Annotated in this window: 13 protein-coding genes; 8 read left to right on the top strand and 5 right to left on the bottom strand. The window is 71.0% G+C overall.

Features of this window, described 5'->3' with window-relative positions:
- The 8 genes from VGC13_RS31465 to VGC13_RS31430 all read left to right on the top strand — a co-directional run.
- On the top strand, positions 1-1,300 hold a 1,300-nt coding region (locus VGC13_RS31465), incomplete at its 5' end, for a thioesterase domain-containing protein (RefSeq protein ID WP_331129317.1).
- Between the two features lie 76 nt (positions 1,301-1,376).
- Positions 1,377-2,735, top strand: a complete 1,359-nt coding sequence (locus tag VGC13_RS31460; RefSeq protein ID WP_331129316.1) for an MFS transporter — start codon at positions 1,377-1,379, stop codon at positions 2,733-2,735.
- Between the two features lie 77 nt (positions 2,736-2,812).
- Positions 2,813-3,439: a GNAT family protein gene (locus tag VGC13_RS31455; RefSeq protein ID WP_331129315.1), complete on the top strand. Its 627-nt coding sequence runs from the start codon at positions 2,813-2,815 to the stop codon at positions 3,437-3,439.
- Positions 3,439-4,632 (top strand): C45 family peptidase, encoded by a 1,194-nt coding sequence (locus VGC13_RS31450; RefSeq protein ID WP_331129314.1) that lies wholly within the window; start codon positions 3,439-3,441, stop codon positions 4,630-4,632. The genes VGC13_RS31455 and VGC13_RS31450 overlap by 1 nt, the downstream gene beginning before the upstream one ends.
- A complete protein-coding gene (locus VGC13_RS31445) occupies positions 4,629-5,408 on the top strand; it encodes a class I SAM-dependent methyltransferase (RefSeq protein WP_331129313.1) in 780 nt (259 codons plus the stop codon). The genes VGC13_RS31450 and VGC13_RS31445 overlap by 4 nt, the downstream gene beginning before the upstream one ends.
- The gene (locus tag VGC13_RS31440; RefSeq protein ID WP_331129312.1) at positions 5,405-8,554 is read left to right on the top strand and encodes an AMP-binding protein; all 3,150 of its coding nucleotides are present in this window, start codon (positions 5,405-5,407) and stop codon (positions 8,552-8,554) included. Before VGC13_RS31445 ends, VGC13_RS31440 begins: the two co-directional genes overlap by 4 nt.
- 10 nt (positions 8,555-8,564) lie before the next feature.
- Positions 8,565-10,094, top strand: coding sequence for an AMP-binding protein (locus tag VGC13_RS31435; RefSeq protein ID WP_331129311.1), 1,530 nt, complete (start codon positions 8,565-8,567; stop codon positions 10,092-10,094).
- Complete coding sequence (locus VGC13_RS31430; protein WP_331129310.1) at positions 10,091-10,357, top strand: acyl carrier protein; 267 nt, start codon at positions 10,091-10,093, stop codon at positions 10,355-10,357. The genes VGC13_RS31435 and VGC13_RS31430 overlap by 4 nt, the downstream gene beginning before the upstream one ends.
- A gap of 390 nt (positions 10,358-10,747) precedes the next feature.
- Here VGC13_RS31430 and VGC13_RS31425 read toward each other — a convergent pair whose 3' ends face one another.
- Genes VGC13_RS31425 through VGC13_RS31405 form a run of 5 tightly spaced genes read right to left on the bottom strand, consistent with a single transcriptional unit; the run spans position 10,748 to position 16,006 of the window.
- Positions 10,748-11,479, bottom strand: a complete 732-nt coding sequence (locus tag VGC13_RS31425) for an aspartate/glutamate racemase family protein (protein WP_331129309.1) — start codon at positions 11,477-11,479, stop codon at positions 10,748-10,750.
- Between the two features lie 8 nt (positions 11,480-11,487).
- Positions 11,488-13,173 (bottom strand): methionine--tRNA ligase, encoded by a 1,686-nt coding sequence (locus tag VGC13_RS31420; protein ID WP_331129308.1) that lies wholly within the window; start codon positions 13,171-13,173, stop codon positions 11,488-11,490.
- 12 nt (positions 13,174-13,185) lie between these two features.
- Positions 13,186-14,340, bottom strand: a complete 1,155-nt coding sequence (locus VGC13_RS31415) for an FAD-binding oxidoreductase (protein WP_331129307.1) — start codon at positions 14,338-14,340, stop codon at positions 13,186-13,188.
- Positions 14,325-14,678: a cupin domain-containing protein gene (locus tag VGC13_RS31410; RefSeq protein WP_331129306.1), complete on the bottom strand. Its 354-nt coding sequence runs from the start codon at positions 14,676-14,678 to the stop codon at positions 14,325-14,327. The genes VGC13_RS31415 and VGC13_RS31410 overlap by 16 nt, the downstream gene beginning before the upstream one ends.
- Positions 14,675-16,006, bottom strand: coding sequence for a lysine N(6)-hydroxylase/L-ornithine N(5)-oxygenase family protein (locus VGC13_RS31405; RefSeq protein ID WP_331129318.1), 1,332 nt, complete (start codon positions 16,004-16,006; stop codon positions 14,675-14,677). Before VGC13_RS31405 ends, VGC13_RS31410 begins: the two co-directional genes overlap by 4 nt.
- Positions 16,007-16,292: the final 286 nt, after the last annotated feature.

Raw genomic sequence — 16,292 nt, 5'->3', positions numbered from 1 at the left:
CGTGCGGCAGGCCGTGGCGGTGGCGCGCGAGGACACCCCCGGCGACCGGCGCCTGGTGGCGTACCTGGTCGCCGGCGAAGCTGCGCCGACGGCGGCGGAGGTGCGGGAGCACGCACGGGCGCTGCTGCCGGATTACATGGTCCCCACCGCGTGGGTGTTCCTGGACCGGCTCCCGCTGACGCCGAACGGCAAGGTGGACCGCAGAGCCCTTCCCGCGCCGGAGGGCGGTGCGCGGACCGAGGAGTACGTCGCCCCGCGCACCCCCGTGGAAGAGGCGCTCACGGCGATCTGGGCCGACGTGCTGGGCGTGGAGCGGCTGGGCGTGCGCGACAACTTCTTCGAGCTGGGCGGCCACTCCCTGCTCGCCGTCCGGCTCATGTCGCGGATCGAGCGACAGACGGGGCGGCGGCTTCCGCTGCACCTCCTTTTCCGCGATTCCACCGTGGAGACCTTGGCCCGCCACCTGGACGAGGACGGCGGGGCCGCGCCGCGCCACGTCTCGCCGTTGATCGCCATCCAGCCGCGGGGGACGCGGCCGCCGTTCTTCTGCGTGCATGCCATCGACGGTCACGTGCTGTCGTACGCGCGGCTGGCGCAGGCGCTGGGGACGGATCAGCCGTTCCACGCCCTGCAGGCGCGCGGGATCGAGGGCGAGGCTGAGCCCAGCACCTCCATCCTCGAGATGGCGGAGCGCTACCTGGACGCCGTGCGCGCGGTGCAGCCGGAGGGGCCGTACCGGCTGGGCGGATGGTCGCTCGGCGCTGTGGTGGCGTACGAGATGGCGCGCCTGCTCCGGGCGCGCGGAGAGCGCGTGGAGGCGCTGGCGCTGGTCGACGTCCCCCGCGCCGTGCCCGAGGGCGAGGTGCCCGACGACGTGCTGCTGGCGCAGCTGCTGGCCCACGTGCTGGGCGGCGCGCTGCCGGACGGGTTCTCCCCCGCGGAGTTCCGCACGCTGGCGCCGGAAGACCGCCTAGCGCGGATTCGCGAAGCCGCATGGACGGTGGAGCCGCACTTCGATCTCAAGCGGCTGGAGAGCTTGTTTCGGGTGCGCCGCGCCCATATGTTTGCGCTGCAGAATTACGTTCCGGCGGAATACGATGGGTCTGCCTGGCTCATCCAGGCGGACCAGGCGGGGACCACGCCCGGACGCGAGCTCCCTTGGGCGCGGCTCGTCCGCGGCCCGCTGGTGCGCCGCACGGTTCCGGGGAACCACTTCACCATCCTGCAGAGCCCTGGCGTGGAGGTGCTGTCGCGCCACGTCGCCGGCTGCCTACACGCCTCCGCGCCGGCGGGCGGATGACGCCCCCCTCTCCCTGCGCGGCCCTTCCCGCCCCTTTTGTGCCCAGAAAGCGCCCGTGACGCGCCTGCCCCCCGGAATGAGGGCTTTCGCCACCGTGTGGGCGGGGCAGGTGGTGTCGTGGGTGGGGACCACCGCCGGCGACTTTGCCCTGAGCCTGTGGGTGTACCAGCGCACCGGCTCGGTGACGCTCCTGTCGCTCACCCTGTTCTGCGCGTACCTGCCGGGGATCGTGGCCGCGCCCTTCGCGGGGGTGCTGGTGGATCGCTGGGACCGCCGCCGGGTGATGCTGGCCAGCGACCTGGGGGTGGCGCTCTGCCGGCTGGGGGTGCTTCTCCTGTTGCTGGCCGGCCGGCTGGAGCTCTGGCACATCTTCGTGAGCGCGTCCGTTGCCTCCGTCCTGTCGGCGGTGCAGATGCCGGCGTTCTACGCCTCCGTCACCCAGTTGGTGCCGCGGGAGCACCTGGGGCGGGCTAGCGGGATGGTGAGCTTCGGCTCGGCGGTGAGCCACATCTGCGGCCCGGCGCTGGCGGGCGTCCTCACGGCGCCGCTGGGGCTCGCTGGGGTGCTGATGATCGACTTCGCCACCTTCTTCGCCGCCGTGGCCACCCTGCTGGCCGTGCGCCTTCCGCCCCTTCCGCCGATGGCCGCCGCGGCCACCGCGGCGGAGCCCATGTGGCGCGCCGCGCGCTACGGGTGGAGGTACATCGCCGCGCGCCCCGGGTTGCTGGGGCTGGTGCTGTTCGCGGCTATGATCAACTTCAACTTGGCGATGCTGAACGCCCTCATCCGCCCGCTGGTGCTCAGCTTCTCCACCCCGGCCGCCTTGGGATCGGTCCTGTCCGCCACCGGCGCGGGGCTTCTGGTGGGGGGGCTGGCGATGGGCGCCTGGGGCGGGCCGCGGCGGCGCATCCGCGGCATCCTGCTGGGGTCGGGGGTGATCGGTGTGTGCCTGGCCGTGGCGGGCGCGCGCCCGTCCGTGCTGCTGGTGGGCGCCTCGCTCTTCGTGGCGTACGTGGCGCTGGCCGTGACCTCGGCGTGCTTCGACCCGATCTGGCAGTCTAAGACGCCGGCCGCCGTGCAGGGGCGCGTCTTCGCCATCCGGGTGATGATCCGCCGCTCGTGCATGCCGCTGGCGTACCTGCTGGCCGGACCGCTGGCGGCGCTCTTCGAGCCGCTGCTGCGGAGCGACGGAGCGCTGGCGGGGAGCTTCGGGGGGTGGATCGGGGTGGGACCCGGCCGCGGGATGGGGCTGCTGTTCATCGTCTTGGGCGCGGCCTTGGTCGCCTTCACCACGGCCTCCGCCTTCATCCCTAGCATCCGCTACGTCGAGGACCGGCTCCCCGACACGGCGCCGCCGCGAGAGGAGCCCGACCCGGCGGCGGAGGCCGAGACGGCACCGGGCGCGGGTGCGCCGATCCCCGCCAGCGCCGGATAGGCGCCGTGAGGCACCCTTCGCGGGTACGCGTCTATGCCCGGCCGTGCACGCATCAAACTCCGCCAGAACGCAAGAAGATGATCCAGCCTCTCGTCACGCTGAAGAACGAACACGTGGTGCTCCGCCCGATGGCCGAGTCCGACTTGGACGCGTTCGCGCGCATCGCGTACGACGCCGGGATCTGGAAGTACTTCGTCGCCGACGCGGGGACAGAGGAGGGGCTGCGGGTGTTCGTCGACGCGGCCCTGAAGGAGCATGGCGGCGGCACGCGCGTGCCCTTCACCATCGTCGACGCGGCCTCCGGCGCCGTGGTGGGGAGTACCTCGTACGGAAGCATCTCGGAGCGGGACCGGCGGGTGGAGATCGGGTGGAGCTGGCTGGGCCGGGAGGCGCAGGGGAAAGCCCTCAACACCAACGCCAAGTACCTTCTGCTGGCCCACGCCTTCGAGGTCCTGGAATACGAGCGCGTGGAGTTCAAGACAGACGTGCTGAACCTGCGGGCGCGGGCCGCGCTGAAGAAGATCGGGGCCGCGGAGGAAGGCGTGCTCCGCAGCCACACGCTAATGCCCGGCGGCCGGCGGCGCGACACCATCTACTACAGCGTGCTGCGCCCGGAGTGGCCGGAGGTCCAGGCACGGCTGCGCGCGCTGGGCGCCGCCCCGGTACAACCGGACGCGGGCTCGGCCACATCGGCGGCCGCGTAATGCCCCCCGCCGCCGTCGGGCGCGCGCCCGGGCCGTCCCCCACGTCCCCGGCCGCCGCCCCGCGCCCCCCGCTCGCGCTGGCGGGGAGCCCGTACGAGATCGGCCGGGAACACGGCCGGCTGCTGGGCGGCGAGATCGGCGCCTTTCTGGCCGACCGCCACGCACGCGTGAACCTGCTGCGCCGCACCCCGCTGCACGGGCGGGCGCTCACGCGGCGCGTGCGGCCCTTTCTGGAGCAGATCGAACGCCACCTTCCCGACGTGGCGGAGGAGCTGCACGGCTTGGCCGCCGGCGCCGCCATCCCGATCGAATCGGCCACCCTTCTGCAGGTGCGGCGCGAGCTGATCGGCTACGTGCCGTTTCCCTCCGGCGAGTGCTCCACCCTGGCCCAGGCGCGGCCGGGGCGGGGGCCGTTCATTGCGCAGACCATCGACCTGAACGGGGGCGTGTCGTCGCTGGGGGCGCTGCTGCGGGTGGAGCAGCGCACGGCGCGCGGGGCTCCCGACTACGTGATGTACACGCTGTCGGGGCTGCTGGGCTTCGCGGGGATGAACGACGCCGGGGTGGCCGTCGGCATCAACCTGGTGCTGGCCGGCCGCTGGCGTCCCGGCATCCCCCCCTACCTGCTCGTGCGCCACCTGCTGAACCAGACATCGGTGGAGGCGTGCATCGACGAGCTGGCGCGACTCCCCCGCAGCAGCTCGCGCGCGCTCACCCTCTGCGACGCGCACCGCGTGGTAACCGTGGAGATGACGGTGGACCAGCACCGGGTGCTGGAGGGCGGGCCCATGCTGCACACCAACCACTTCCTGCACCCCGACCTGGTCCCCGCCGACCGGATGAACCCGTTCAGCCGGCGCTCGTCGCGCGACCGCCTGCAGCTGCTGCGCGAGCGGCTGCCCGCCACCGACACCGACGCCCCGGCGGAGGTCTTCGGCCTGCTCGCGGACCACTCGCTCTACCCCGTGGGCATCTGCGCCCACGCGGACGGAAACGTGCGCCGGGAAGAAACGGTCGCGGCGCTGCTCATGGAGCCGGCGATGGGGGTGTTCCACGCTGTTCTGGGGCAGCCCTGCACCGCCCCCGTCACCCGCGTCCAGCTACCGCGCGCCGCGGCGCGGAGCGCCCGGCCGCACCCCATCGGCGCTCCACCCCTAGCCGCGCTTCCTCCATCCTCAGCAAGCAACCGATGACCTCCACCAGCCACGGCGTGGCGCTGTACGGGCCGCGCGAGGCCGAAAGCTACGACCATCGTTCCGGCTTCGACAAAGGATCCCGTGCCCTGCACCGGGACTACCTGCGCGACTTGGTCTCGCACCTGGTTCCGGGCCCCGTGGCTTTCTTGGACCTGGGGTGCGGAACGGGATACTTGACCGAGGCCTTCTGGGAGGCCGACCCCGCGTCCCGCGGGGTCGCTGTGGACGGCTCGGCCGCCATGCTGGCGCAGGCCCGGGCTCGCCTAGCCTCCTACGGCGCGGCCGTGGACTTCCGGGAGTCGCTCCTCCAAGAGGTCCCCTGGAGTGAGCTCCCCCCCGTGGACGTGGTCTTCTCATCGCTGGTCGTCCACTTTCTGGAAGACCACGAAAAGCGGGAGATGTTCACCGCCGCGCGGCGTCAACTGCGCCCCGGCGGCGTCTTCATCCTGTTCGCCCAGCACGAGCCCCGGTCGCCGACGGCCGCGCGGCTCATGCAGGTGCTCGCCTGCCGTGACATTCAGCGCCGGGTGGGCGAATCGCTCGGCATTCCGCCGGAGCTGAGCGAGGCCATCGATGAGCTTCGCCTGGACCACATCCTGGACGAGGACACCCGCATGCGCCGCGAGGAAGGCGCCCACGACTTGGAGGTCGACGAGTACCGGGCGCTGCTGTCGCGTGTGGGGTTCGAAGAGGTGATCACCGTTTTCCAGGAGACCCGCTACTTCGGTGTGGTGGCGCTCACACGTTCCACCCACCAGGGGCCCGCCGCATGAGCAACACGATCGCGAAGGAGTTTGACCAAGCCGCGGAGCGCCACGCCGGCCGCACCGCGGTGGAGTCCGGGGAGGGAGCGCTCACCTTCGCCGCGCTGGCGGAGCAGGCGGGGCGGGTCGCCGCGGCGCTCGGCGAAGCCGGCGGCGGGGCGGGGCGCGTGGTGGGGATCTGGCTTCCGGCCGGGGCCGACTACATCGCCAGTGTGGTGGCCGTGCTGCGGCACGACGCCGTGTTCCTTCCCCTGGACACCGCGTGGCCGGAGGGACGGCTGCAGCGGGTGCTGGAGGAGGCCCGCCCGGAGGTGGTGATCACCGATGCGGTGAAGCCGGGCCAGACGGCGGCGCTCTGCGCGGCAGCGGGGATTCCGGGGACGGCGATCCTCTCCGTCGGTGGCGCGGCGGGCGCGTGCCGGCTGGAGCGGCCGGGCTCCCCGGCGGCGCCGCCGCGGGAGCTCCCGCCGCGCGCCTGCTACTTGGTCTACACCTCGGGGAGCACCGGGCGGCCCAAGGGAATCCTCGGACGCGACGACAGCGTGGCCCAGTTCCTGGCCTGGGAGCGCGCGGAGTACGCCCTGGACGTGTCGGCGCGGGTGCCGTTCCTGGCGCCCGTCAGCGTCGATGTGAGCCTGCGCGACGTGTTCGCCGCCCTGCTGTCCGGCGGAACCGTGTGCATCCCCCCGGACGAGGCGCGCGCGAACCCGGTGCTGCTGGCGGAGTGGCTGGGCCGCGCCCGCATCAACCACGTGCACCTAGTCCCCTCGCTGTTGCGGCTGCTGGTGCGCGAGGCGGGTGACGCGCTCGCCGCGTCAGGGGCCACGGCGCACGTCCGCGAACTGCTGGTGGCCGGCGAGCCGCTGTACGGCCGCGACGTGCGCGCCGTGCGCCGGGTGTTCGGCGAGAGGGTGGGGATCACCAACCTCTACGGCCCCAGCGAGACGACGATGGTGAAGTGTTTCTTCCGGGTCCCCACCGATCCCGGTCCGGACGACGAGATCGTCCCCTTGGGCGCGCCGATGCCGGGGACCCGCATCTTGGTCCGGGACGGCGACCGCGACCTTGCCGCGGGAGAGGCGGGCGAGGTCGTCATTGCCACCGCGTTCGGAACCTGCGGCTACCTGGGGGCCGGCGAGCCGTCGGGTGACCGCTTCATCCAAGTCGGTGACGTTTCGGGTGCCTCCCTTCCCGGCTTCCGCACCGGCGACCGGGGCGTGCTGGACGGGCAGGGGGTGCTCCGCTACCACGGCCGCATGGACGACATGCTCAAGGTGGGCGGCAACCGAGTGGAGCTCTTGGAGCTGGAGGCTACCCTCCGCGCCGCGGGGGTGGAGTCGGCGGCCGTCGCCCCGGAGCTCGCGCCCGACGGCGACCACCGGCTGCACTGCTTCTACGTGAGCCCCAGCACCGATGCCGCGGCGGAGTCGCGGCTGCAGGCGCACGTACGGGCGTACCTTCCCGGCTACATGCACCCGGCTAGTTACACCGCCGTGGCGGCGCTCCCCACCACGGTGAGCGGAAAGCTGGACCGGCGCGCGCTGCTGGAGCTGCGCAAGGCGCCGGAGAGCGGCGCCGGCGACGGGCCCGCCGACCCGCTGGAGGCGCAGGTGGCGGGGTACTGGGCAGAGGTGCTGGGGCTGCCGGAGGTGCCCTGCGACGTCGCTTTCCAGGCGCTGGGCGGCTCGTCGCTACGCGCCATGCAACTCATCAGCCGCATCTTCCGGCAGCACCGCATCGCGTTGAACGTGCGCGAGCTGATGGGGCGGCAGACCGTGCGCAGCCTTGCCGCGCTCATCCGCGGCCGCGGCGTCCAGACGGGGGCCCCGCGGCTGGCCGCCGGCCAGCCGGGCCAGCGGCACCCCCTTTCGCCGTTCCAGCGGCTGATGTGGGACGTGGCCCAGCACGCGCCCGCGGCCCCCGCATACCACGAGTACCTGGCGGTGGCGCTGAACGGCGCGGTAGACCCGGAGTTGTGCCGCCGCGTGGCCGAGGCACTGGTGGCGCGCCACGAGATTCTGCGCACCGCCTTCGTGGAGGTGGACGGTGCGCCGGTCCAGGAGGTGCGCCCGCCGGAGTCGTGCACGCCTGCGCTGCTCGGGGTGGACGTGCGCGCCGCTGCCGACCCCGAGGCGGCCTGGCGCGGCCACTTCCTGGACCAAGTGGACGCGCCTTTCGACCTGGGCAGCCCGCCGCTGCTGCGGTGCTTCCTCTACCGGGTGGCGGAGCACAGGTCGGTGCTCGCTTGCGTGTTCTACCACATCATCGGCGACGTCTTCAGCGTCGACGTGGCCTTCGACGAGGCCCGCGCGCTGTACGCCGCCCTGCGGGCGGGGCGCCCGGACGCACTTCCCCCGCTGGAGCGGCAGTACCGGCACTTCGCCGCCGAAACGGCGGCGACGGCCGAGGCGGCGCGCGCGGAGGGAACGGCGTTCTGGACCGGGTACCTTCCCCATCCACTTCCGGAACTGCGGCTTTCCGCCGCGCCGCGCCCCTTCCTAAAGTCGTTCAGCGGCGACTCCCGCCACTTCGACGTGCCGGCCGGGCTCGTCGCCGAACTCCGCGCGACGGCTGCGGGGCGCGGGGTCAGCCCGTTCGTGGTGGCGCTCGCCGCCTATGCGCGGACGTTCGCTGAGGCCGCCGGCGGCGAGCCGCTTGTCGTGGGTTGCCCGGTGCTCCTGCGCGACCGCCCCGATCTGGAGTCGCAGCTGGGGCTGTACCTGAACACCCTTCCGGTCCGCATCGACGGGGCCGGCACCCTGGATGCGCGGGCGCTGGTGCGGCACGTGGACGAGTCCGTGATGCAGGCCCTGCGCTTCCGCGAGTACCCGGTGCAGCACATCGCCGAAGACTTGGCGCTCCCCCTGAAGCCGAGCCGGGCGCCGTTGTACGACACGTTGTTCACCCTGGCTGAGAGCCGGGCCCTGTCCTCGCCCGCCAGTCTCGCGCTGCCGCGCCGACAGGCCAAGTTCGACCTGTCGATGATCCTTACGGCGGGTGATGGCGTGCTGCGCGGGATGCTGGAGTTCAACCCCGGCATCGTGGACGTGCTGGCGGCGGAAGCGCTGGTGCATGGCTACCAAGCCGCGCTAGGCAAGCTGTGCGCGGAGCTGGCGGGGGCCGCGGTGCCGGCGCTGGCCGCGGCGGAACCCTGAGGCGCGCGCCATGAACCCGCACGCCGGGCCCGGCACGCTGAACCGGGTCGTCTCGTTGCTCCCCTCCGCGCAAAACCGGCTGACCTGCATCCGCGGCGGGCGGCGGATGCAGGTGCCGTTCAGCGAGCTGGACGGTCCCGTGCGCGCGATGCGGGCGCTCCTGCACGCCCGCGGGCTGCGGTCGGGCGACCGCGTCGGGATCCTGGGGGCGAACTCGTACGAGTTTATCGTTCTGGACCTGGCCTGCCTGGCGTCCGGGCTGGTCAGCGTCCCCTTCGACCCCGCCCACCCCGGCGAGGCGCTGGCCGCGGCGCGCGCGCTGGGCGTTTCCGTCTTGTTCGTGGACCAGGAGCCCGCTCCCGCGGCGGGGATGCAGCTCCTTCCGCTGGTCGTGCCGGAGCCGGCGGGGGAGGCAGGTGATCCCGCGCCCCCTACCTGGACCTTCGGGCCCGACGACATGGTGACGGTGAAGTTTACCTCGGGTTCCACGCAGCGCCCCAAGGCGATCGCGCCTCGGCGGCAGAGCGTCGACGCCACGCTGGAGGCCGTCCAGGAGATGTTCCGCCACGGCCCGGCGGACACCGTCCTGGTCTTTCTTCCGCTGTATCTACTGCAGCAGCGGTACTGGATCTATTCGGCCGTGCTCTTCGGCTACGACTTAGTGGTGGTCCCGCCGCACCACGGGGTGGGCGCGCTGCTCCGGGAGCGCCCCACGGTGGTAATGGGGGTGCCGGAGTTCTACGAGAAGCTTATGGCGGCGCTGGCGGCGGAGACGGCCGACGCGCCCGACCCGAGCGCCGTGGTGCGCGAGGCGACGGGAGGCCGGGTGCGCTACTTGTGGACCGGTTCCGCCGCCATGCGCCAAGAGACGCTAGACTTCTACCAACGGGCCGGTATCCCCGTCTACCAGGGCTACGGGACCAACGAAACCTGCATCGTCGCCAAGAACCATCCGGGAGCCAATCGGCCGGGGAGCGCGGGGCGGGTGCTCCCCCACCAAGAGGTGATCGTGGAGCCGGACGGGCACCTCCTGGTCCGGAGCGGGCATCCGGTCAGCGACCGGTACCTTCTGGCGGATCCGGACGACGACGGCGCCACCTTTCTAGACGGCGGCGTGGTGGCCACGGGGGACCTGGGCTACCTGGACGAAGACGGCTACCTGTTCATCACGGGGCGGCGCAAGGAGCTCATCGTGTTCCCTAGTGGCCGCAAGCTCCACCCGTCCGTGATCGAGGACAGGCTCAAGGCGGTGCCCGGCGTGCGTCACTGCATGGTGTACGGCGCGGACCGCCCGTACCTGGTGGCGCTAGTGGACGCGGCTCCGCCGGGGCCGGGCGAGCCGGAGCTGCGCGCGGCCCTGGACGAGATCAACCGCGACCTCCCCTACGAGGCGCAGGTACGCGCCGCGCGGGTCGTTCCGGACGGGTTCAGCCGGGAGAACGGCACGCTCACGTCGCAGTACAAGCTCAAGCGCGCGGAGATCGCCACTCGGTTCTCTGCCGAAATCTCACAGCTATACCAGGAAGCGGATACGACATGAACATCGGAGACGTCCTTCAGAAGGAGCTGGTGCGGGTGAAGGCGAAGGGAACGAGCCCTGAGATGCGGCTGCGTGAGGACGCGGGGCTGACGTCGCTCGCGCTCATTCAGGTGCTCACCCGGCTGTGCACGCACTTCTCCATCGACATCTACTCCCTTTCGGACCGCGATTTCGCGACGATGACCACCGTGGGCGACCTGGAGGCTCTGGTCCGCGCCCGCGTCTCGGAGCCGGCTGCGGCCGCCGACGCCGGATCCGCGTAGCGACCCCGGCTGATCACGGGCAGAACGCTCCCGCTTCGTCCTCGGTGCGGTTCCTCGGCTCCCGGTGCGAAGCCGGGCACGCCCGCTGACGGCATGGCGCGCCGGTCGAGAAGGCACGACCTGGCGTGGGCTGTCGGGAACGGGAGGGAGATGGAATGCGGGAGGGGGCCATCCGCATTTGGGGGGAGGGATGGGGGTCGGCGGAGGATCTCCGCGGCGCAGGGGAATAGGCTGCCCGCACTACCTGACGCGCGATCTGGAGAACCTTCACCCACTCAACGATCGGGGGGGCGCGGTGTTCTGACCTCTTGGAAAAGAACGGAGCGGGACAGGATCTCTCCTGTCCCGCTCCGTTGTGTTCGTGACGCCGGCTCAGGGATCATGACGGGCTCAGACCGCGATCAGCCGCGGATCAGCGTGGACGGGGACGAGATGGCGACCGCTGCCGAGGGAGGCGGCGATCAGCCGCAACGGGTCCACGCAGCTCCAGGCCGGGCCGGCCCCGGGCCACAGCAGGTGCATCTCTGTGCAGCCCGCGATGAACGAGCCGGTCTGGTACTTCCGGAGCATCGCGGCCACGTCTTCGCGGACCGGTTCCGCCGGCGCGCCGCCCTTCAGGCGATATACCAGGCAGTGGACGGCCTTCTGATCGCCCTCGTCCGGAAGGACAACCAGCTCCTTCGCGTCACTCCAGAGCGGATGGTTTTCGAAGACTCGCAGGCGCCGCGTTCCGTCGGTGCACAGCATCAGCTGGCGCTCCCCGCGCCGGATGGCTTCCCGCAGCGCCAACTCCACCAGCGAGACCACCCGCGCCCGGAGTTTCGTGGGGAGCCGGTGCAGCAGCGCGTGGGCGGTAACGCAGCACATCACGATTTCCGTCGCCTCCAAGCCGGCCAGCAGCTCCAGCAACCGCGTGATCGGCTCCAAGACGGTGTCGTCCGCGCCCGACAGCAGGGCCTCCGTGCGGTCGGGCACCGTGGGATCGGAGTACAGCAGGATCCGGGGCGTCTCCTGCTCGCGTCGCACCGCGCACTGGTCGTAGATGTCCCGGACGAACGCCGCCGACGCGATGGGCCCCATCCCGCCCAGCACGCCCAGCATGTATCCGCTGCCGCCGTCCACGTGACCGGTCATCCCGGCGCCGGGGCGGCGTCCACCGGCTCCTCAAAGTACTCGCCGCGCAGGGCGACGGGCTGGCCGGCCGGAACCAGGGCAGGCAAGCTCTCCCAACGCTGGTCCTCGATGCGTCCCGGGTTTCCCAGGTCGCGCCACAGCGCCGACGCGAAGCCGGGCATCAGCGGGGCCACCAGAAGAGCCAGCGTCTGCGCCGCCGCCAACTCCAGCGCGATGCCTGCCCTCCGCTCTTCCCGGCGGGCGTCGATCCCCCGCCAGTGCTCCTGCGAAGCGGCGAAGCGGCGGGTCCTGCGCACCAGCTCGGCCAGCGCGCGAGCCACGGCCTGCGGCGAGAACGCTTCGGCGGTGTATGCCGCCAGCGCGCTCCCTGCCACCTCGCGGATCTCGTCGATGAACGCCTGTTGCTCGCGCGAGCGCGGCTCGGCCGCCGGCGCCCGTCCCTCCGCGTCCGAGCCGATGCGGACCGCCAGCTCCGCCAGCCATCCCTGCCACGCCCTCACCAACTCGCTCCGCACGCTGGCCGCGAACTCGGCGAAGGTAAAGTCGGTCTGCTCCGTCTCCGGACCGCTGTACGCCAAATAGAACCGTACCGGGTCCGCGGGGATGCGGGCCAGGAACTCCGTCCCCCAGACCGCGTGCCCCCGGCTGGTGGAGAACTTCAGCCCTTCCAGCCGATAGAACTCGTTAGTGATGAAGGCGCTCGGAGCGCGCATCCCGCCGTCGAAGGCGAAGTAGATGGCGGGGAACAGGACGGAGTAGAAGTAGCCGTTGTCGAAACCCATGAACTCCACGATCTCCGTGTCCGGACTCTTCCAGAACGCCTCCCACCCGTCTACGCGACCCTGCGCCTCGCACACGTCCCGGGTCGCGGCGACGTGTCCGGCCGCCATCTCGAACCATACATAGATCCGCTGGCCCTCCAGGCCAGGAAGGTCGGCCGGGATTCCCCACCGCGAGAAGTGGGTGACGGCGACGTCGGGAAGCCCGGCCGCGAGCATGCGGTCAATCAGCGACTTGAGGTGCGGCCCCATCTGCACCGTGCTCCAGTACTCGCGCAGGCGCTCCTCGTGCCGCGCGAGCGGAAAGTACAGCCGCGGGTACGACCGCACCGACGGGGCGGCTTGGCACCGGTTGCACTGCGGGGCCACCAAGTCAGCGCAGTCGTTGGGCCGGCCGCACACCTCGCAGGCGTTGCCGCCCGTCGGTGTGCCGCAGTGCGGGCACCCGCCGGAGACGAACGCCTCGAACAGGAACTCGTCGCACGTCTCGCAGAAGAGCGCGGGGGCATCGCGAAGGACGAGCTTTCCGTCCGCGTGCAGGCGGTGAAGAAAGGTCCGCGCGAGCGTGATGTGGTGCGGCGACGCCCGTGGAAAGCCGATCAGGTCCGGCTCGATGCGGGCGGCGGCCAGCGTTCGGGTGATCGTCTGGCCGAAGAGGTCGGCGGTCTCCGCGGGCGACGCCCCGATCCGCTCGCCCTTCATCGCCACGTAGCTCTGGTGGTCGTCGATGCCGGTGATGTACAGCGTGTCGACCCCGTCCATGCGCAGCGCGCGGGCGTAGATGTCGGCGCGCAGGTACGGCCCGGACAGGTGTCCCAGGTGCAGGTCTCCGTTGGGAGTAGGGGGTGGAGCCACCACCAGCGCGCGCCGCCGGGGGTGGATGTCAGTGGATGGGAGCGGCATCTCGAGTCGGGTTCAAGGGTGTGGCGGCGGGAAGGGTGGTGTGGGCGTGCCCGCCGGCGGGCGCTGCGAAGGGTCCGCCGCGGGGGCGAACCCCGGAAGCAGTTCCAGCGCGCGCCGGGCGATCCCCGGCGCTAGGCGAAAGCCCGACCCCGAGCACCCCCCGGCCACCACGAAGCCGGGGGACGACGGGACGCGCTCGGTGAGGGGAAGGCGGCCGGGGGTGTAGGCGTCACAGAAGGCGCGCCCCCCTTGGCACAGGGGAACCAGCGAGGGCGCGTACCGCTGGAGGATGGAGAGCGCCCGCCCGCGGTCGGCGGCGCTGATCCGGAGCGACGAGACCTCGGGAAGGCAGTCCCACTCCTCCGACGCAAAGCTGAAGAGCCAGTGCCCGCGGTGGTGGAGCGGGAGGAGAAAGGCGTCGTCATCGAAGAAGAAGACGACCGGGTCATCCGGCGTCGGGACGCGGGACACGTGCATCGCCACGACCTTTTTGATGCGCACCCCCGCGGCCTCCATCACGCCGGCCGCCGGCCCGCGCAGCATCCACGGTCCACCCGCCATCAGCACCCGCAGGGCGTGCAGGGTGCGCCCGTCTGCTAAGCCGAGCGAATACGCGCCCTCCACGGCCTCCACGCCCTCCACCTCCGCGCCCTCCAAGCAGTGCAGCCCCGCCGACGCCTGCAGGTGCGCCACCAGCCCCGTGGCGACCCCCGTGGCCACGCCGTACGCCGCGGGGCACCCCGCCAGGAGCACCTGCCCCTTCGCCAGCGCCAAGTCCGGGTAGCTGCGCCGCAACTGCGCCAAGTCGTCCGCCGTGCCGATCCGCGCGCCGTCGTGCGTGAAGCGCGACATCACCTCCCGCGCGCGCCCGGCGTCGACCACGCCGTACAGCGGCAGGTCGTACACGGGGAGACCCGGGACCGCGTCTTGGATCTGGCGGTACAAGGCGCCGCTCTCCGCCGCGATCGTCCGCTGCGGGGCCGACACCCCATACGCGTGGTCCAGCCCGCCCGAGTACAGGGTGGCTCCGTGTCCCACCAGCGAGCGGTCCAGCAGGGCGATCTTCCACTCCGGCCGCTCCCTGGCGGCCAAGTACGCCGCGACCGACCCGACGATCCCCGCGCCGACGATCGCCAGGTCGTAGCCCGGCCTCAGGTGCTCGGCCACCACACCGAGAAGATCGTCATCAGCGCGGCGCCGTCGTTGCGCACCTCGTGCGTCTTCATCGGCGCGAAGTAGAAGACGTCGCCCGGGCGGATGCGCATGCTCTGTCCGTCGTACCGAAGCTCCCCCTCTCCCGAAGCGATCATCCACATCTCGTGGACGCTGTGCACGTCCACGGGAGAGGCTCCGCCTGCGTCGATGATGAAGGAAGATCCCTCGAAGGGAACGCCGGAGGGAACGGCCGCGCCCAAGTCGAACTGGTCGACCCGCATCCCGGTGTCGTAGGTCTCGGGGGCCAGGTGCCCCATTCGGGGAGAGCGCTCTTGCATGGTGTCCGTCATCGTGCCATTCCTCCTGCGAGTGGTTGCGGGTGCTCCTGGTGAGCTTGCTCCAGCCGGGCGTGCTCCCAGCGGAAAACCGTGTGCGGGTCCGAGACGTCGTAGACGGTGCGCCCCAGCATGCTGTTGATGATGGTCGCGCTGCGCCACGCCATGATACTCAGATTCGGCTCCGCGATCCCGTGGGAAATCCTGGCGGCGTTCTGCACATAGATGCGCGTCTCGTCGGGGCCATCCCACTCGATGGAGAAGTCGCTGCGCACCGCGAAGCCGTCCCTGCCCCAGCTGATGCGGTCGCGCAGGGATGCGAGAAACGGGGGGAACGTGTACTCCCATCCCGTGGACAGGATAATGGCATCCGCCACGAGGACGTGCGGGGGGCGCCTTCCGGCGCAGTCGCGCACGGTGATCAGCCACTCGCTGCCCGCCCGGGAGATGTCCACCAGCTCCTGCCCCAGGTGGAACTGGCATCCCTTTCCCCCGTGCTCCAGGAACTCGATCTCGTAGAGGCGGCGATACAGCTGCTGCAGGAGGGCGGGAGAGATTCCGTTCCCGGCCAGCTTGTACTCGTCCAGAATGCCGAACCGCGCCTCGGGCGAAAGCTCAAAGAAGTGCTCGCAGAACGCGGGGGTAAAGAGCTCGTTGGTGAACGCCGTCTCGTCCATGGGGAGCAAGTTGGAGCGGCGGCTCACCCAGTACAGCTCGCGCGCTTGCGGGCCATGCGGCGAGAGCAGGTGCAGCATGAGCTCCGACCCGGTCTGCCCGCCTCCCACCAGGGCGATGCGCTTGCCCCCGGGGTTGAACTCACGTGAAAGGAACTCGGATGCGTGAAAGACCGTCTCTCCTAGGAACGGTGCCGCGCATGCCGGGATCTGGGGAGCGAGCCCGGTACCGAGCACCACGTTCCGCGTGCGCACGGCGCTCCGCGACGTGCTGACCCGCAGCCCATCGCCGTCGCACCGGACATCGTCGACGCGGCAGCCGAACTCCAGGTTGGGGAGCGAGTTGCACACCCACCGAAAGTACTGTACGAACTCGCGCCTGGACACGCGCGGAAAGTCGGCGTTGATGAACCGGTAAAGACGGCGATGGGCTGAGAGAAAGGCAAGGAACGAGAACCGGCTCGAGGGATCCGCCAGCGTCACCAGGTCTTTCAGGAACGATACCTGAAGCGAGGAATCAGCGAACAGCAGCCCCGGATGCCAGTGGAACTCTTCCTGGAGCTCGAAGAAGTGCGAATTCAGACCGAGAGGCTCAAGAAGGGCGGCAAAGCTTAGATTGAAGGGGCCAACACCAACACCAACGACGTCGTGAACGCCATTTCCATTCATGCTCATTGAGTACCGGGTAGACGTCTGGGTTTACGGCGCGCTTCCCGGGAGGCGAGAGGGGCTCCGGCGGACAGGTGTAGCAGCGTAGGTGGGGGGGCGTAGAGCGAACTGGCCGTAAAGCAGGCCAAAAGAGGCGACGAGCCCATACTATGCCCCCGGGCTCCACCCCAAGCCGCCTTTTGCGCCGGTTGGGATTAATATCGGATGAGGCCTGTTTCCGCAAGGGAAGCGCCAGTTAATTTAGCATATTAGATCGCGTCCCTGCGCTTGGGTAAGGCCGTGTTCA

Source organism: Longimicrobium sp., from assembly GCF_036399255.1.
Classification (GTDB): domain Bacteria; phylum Gemmatimonadota; class Gemmatimonadetes; order Longimicrobiales; family Longimicrobiaceae; genus Longimicrobium.
Note: the sequence above shows the minus strand (reverse complement) of the source record. Positions and strands in the feature narration are given on the sequence as shown.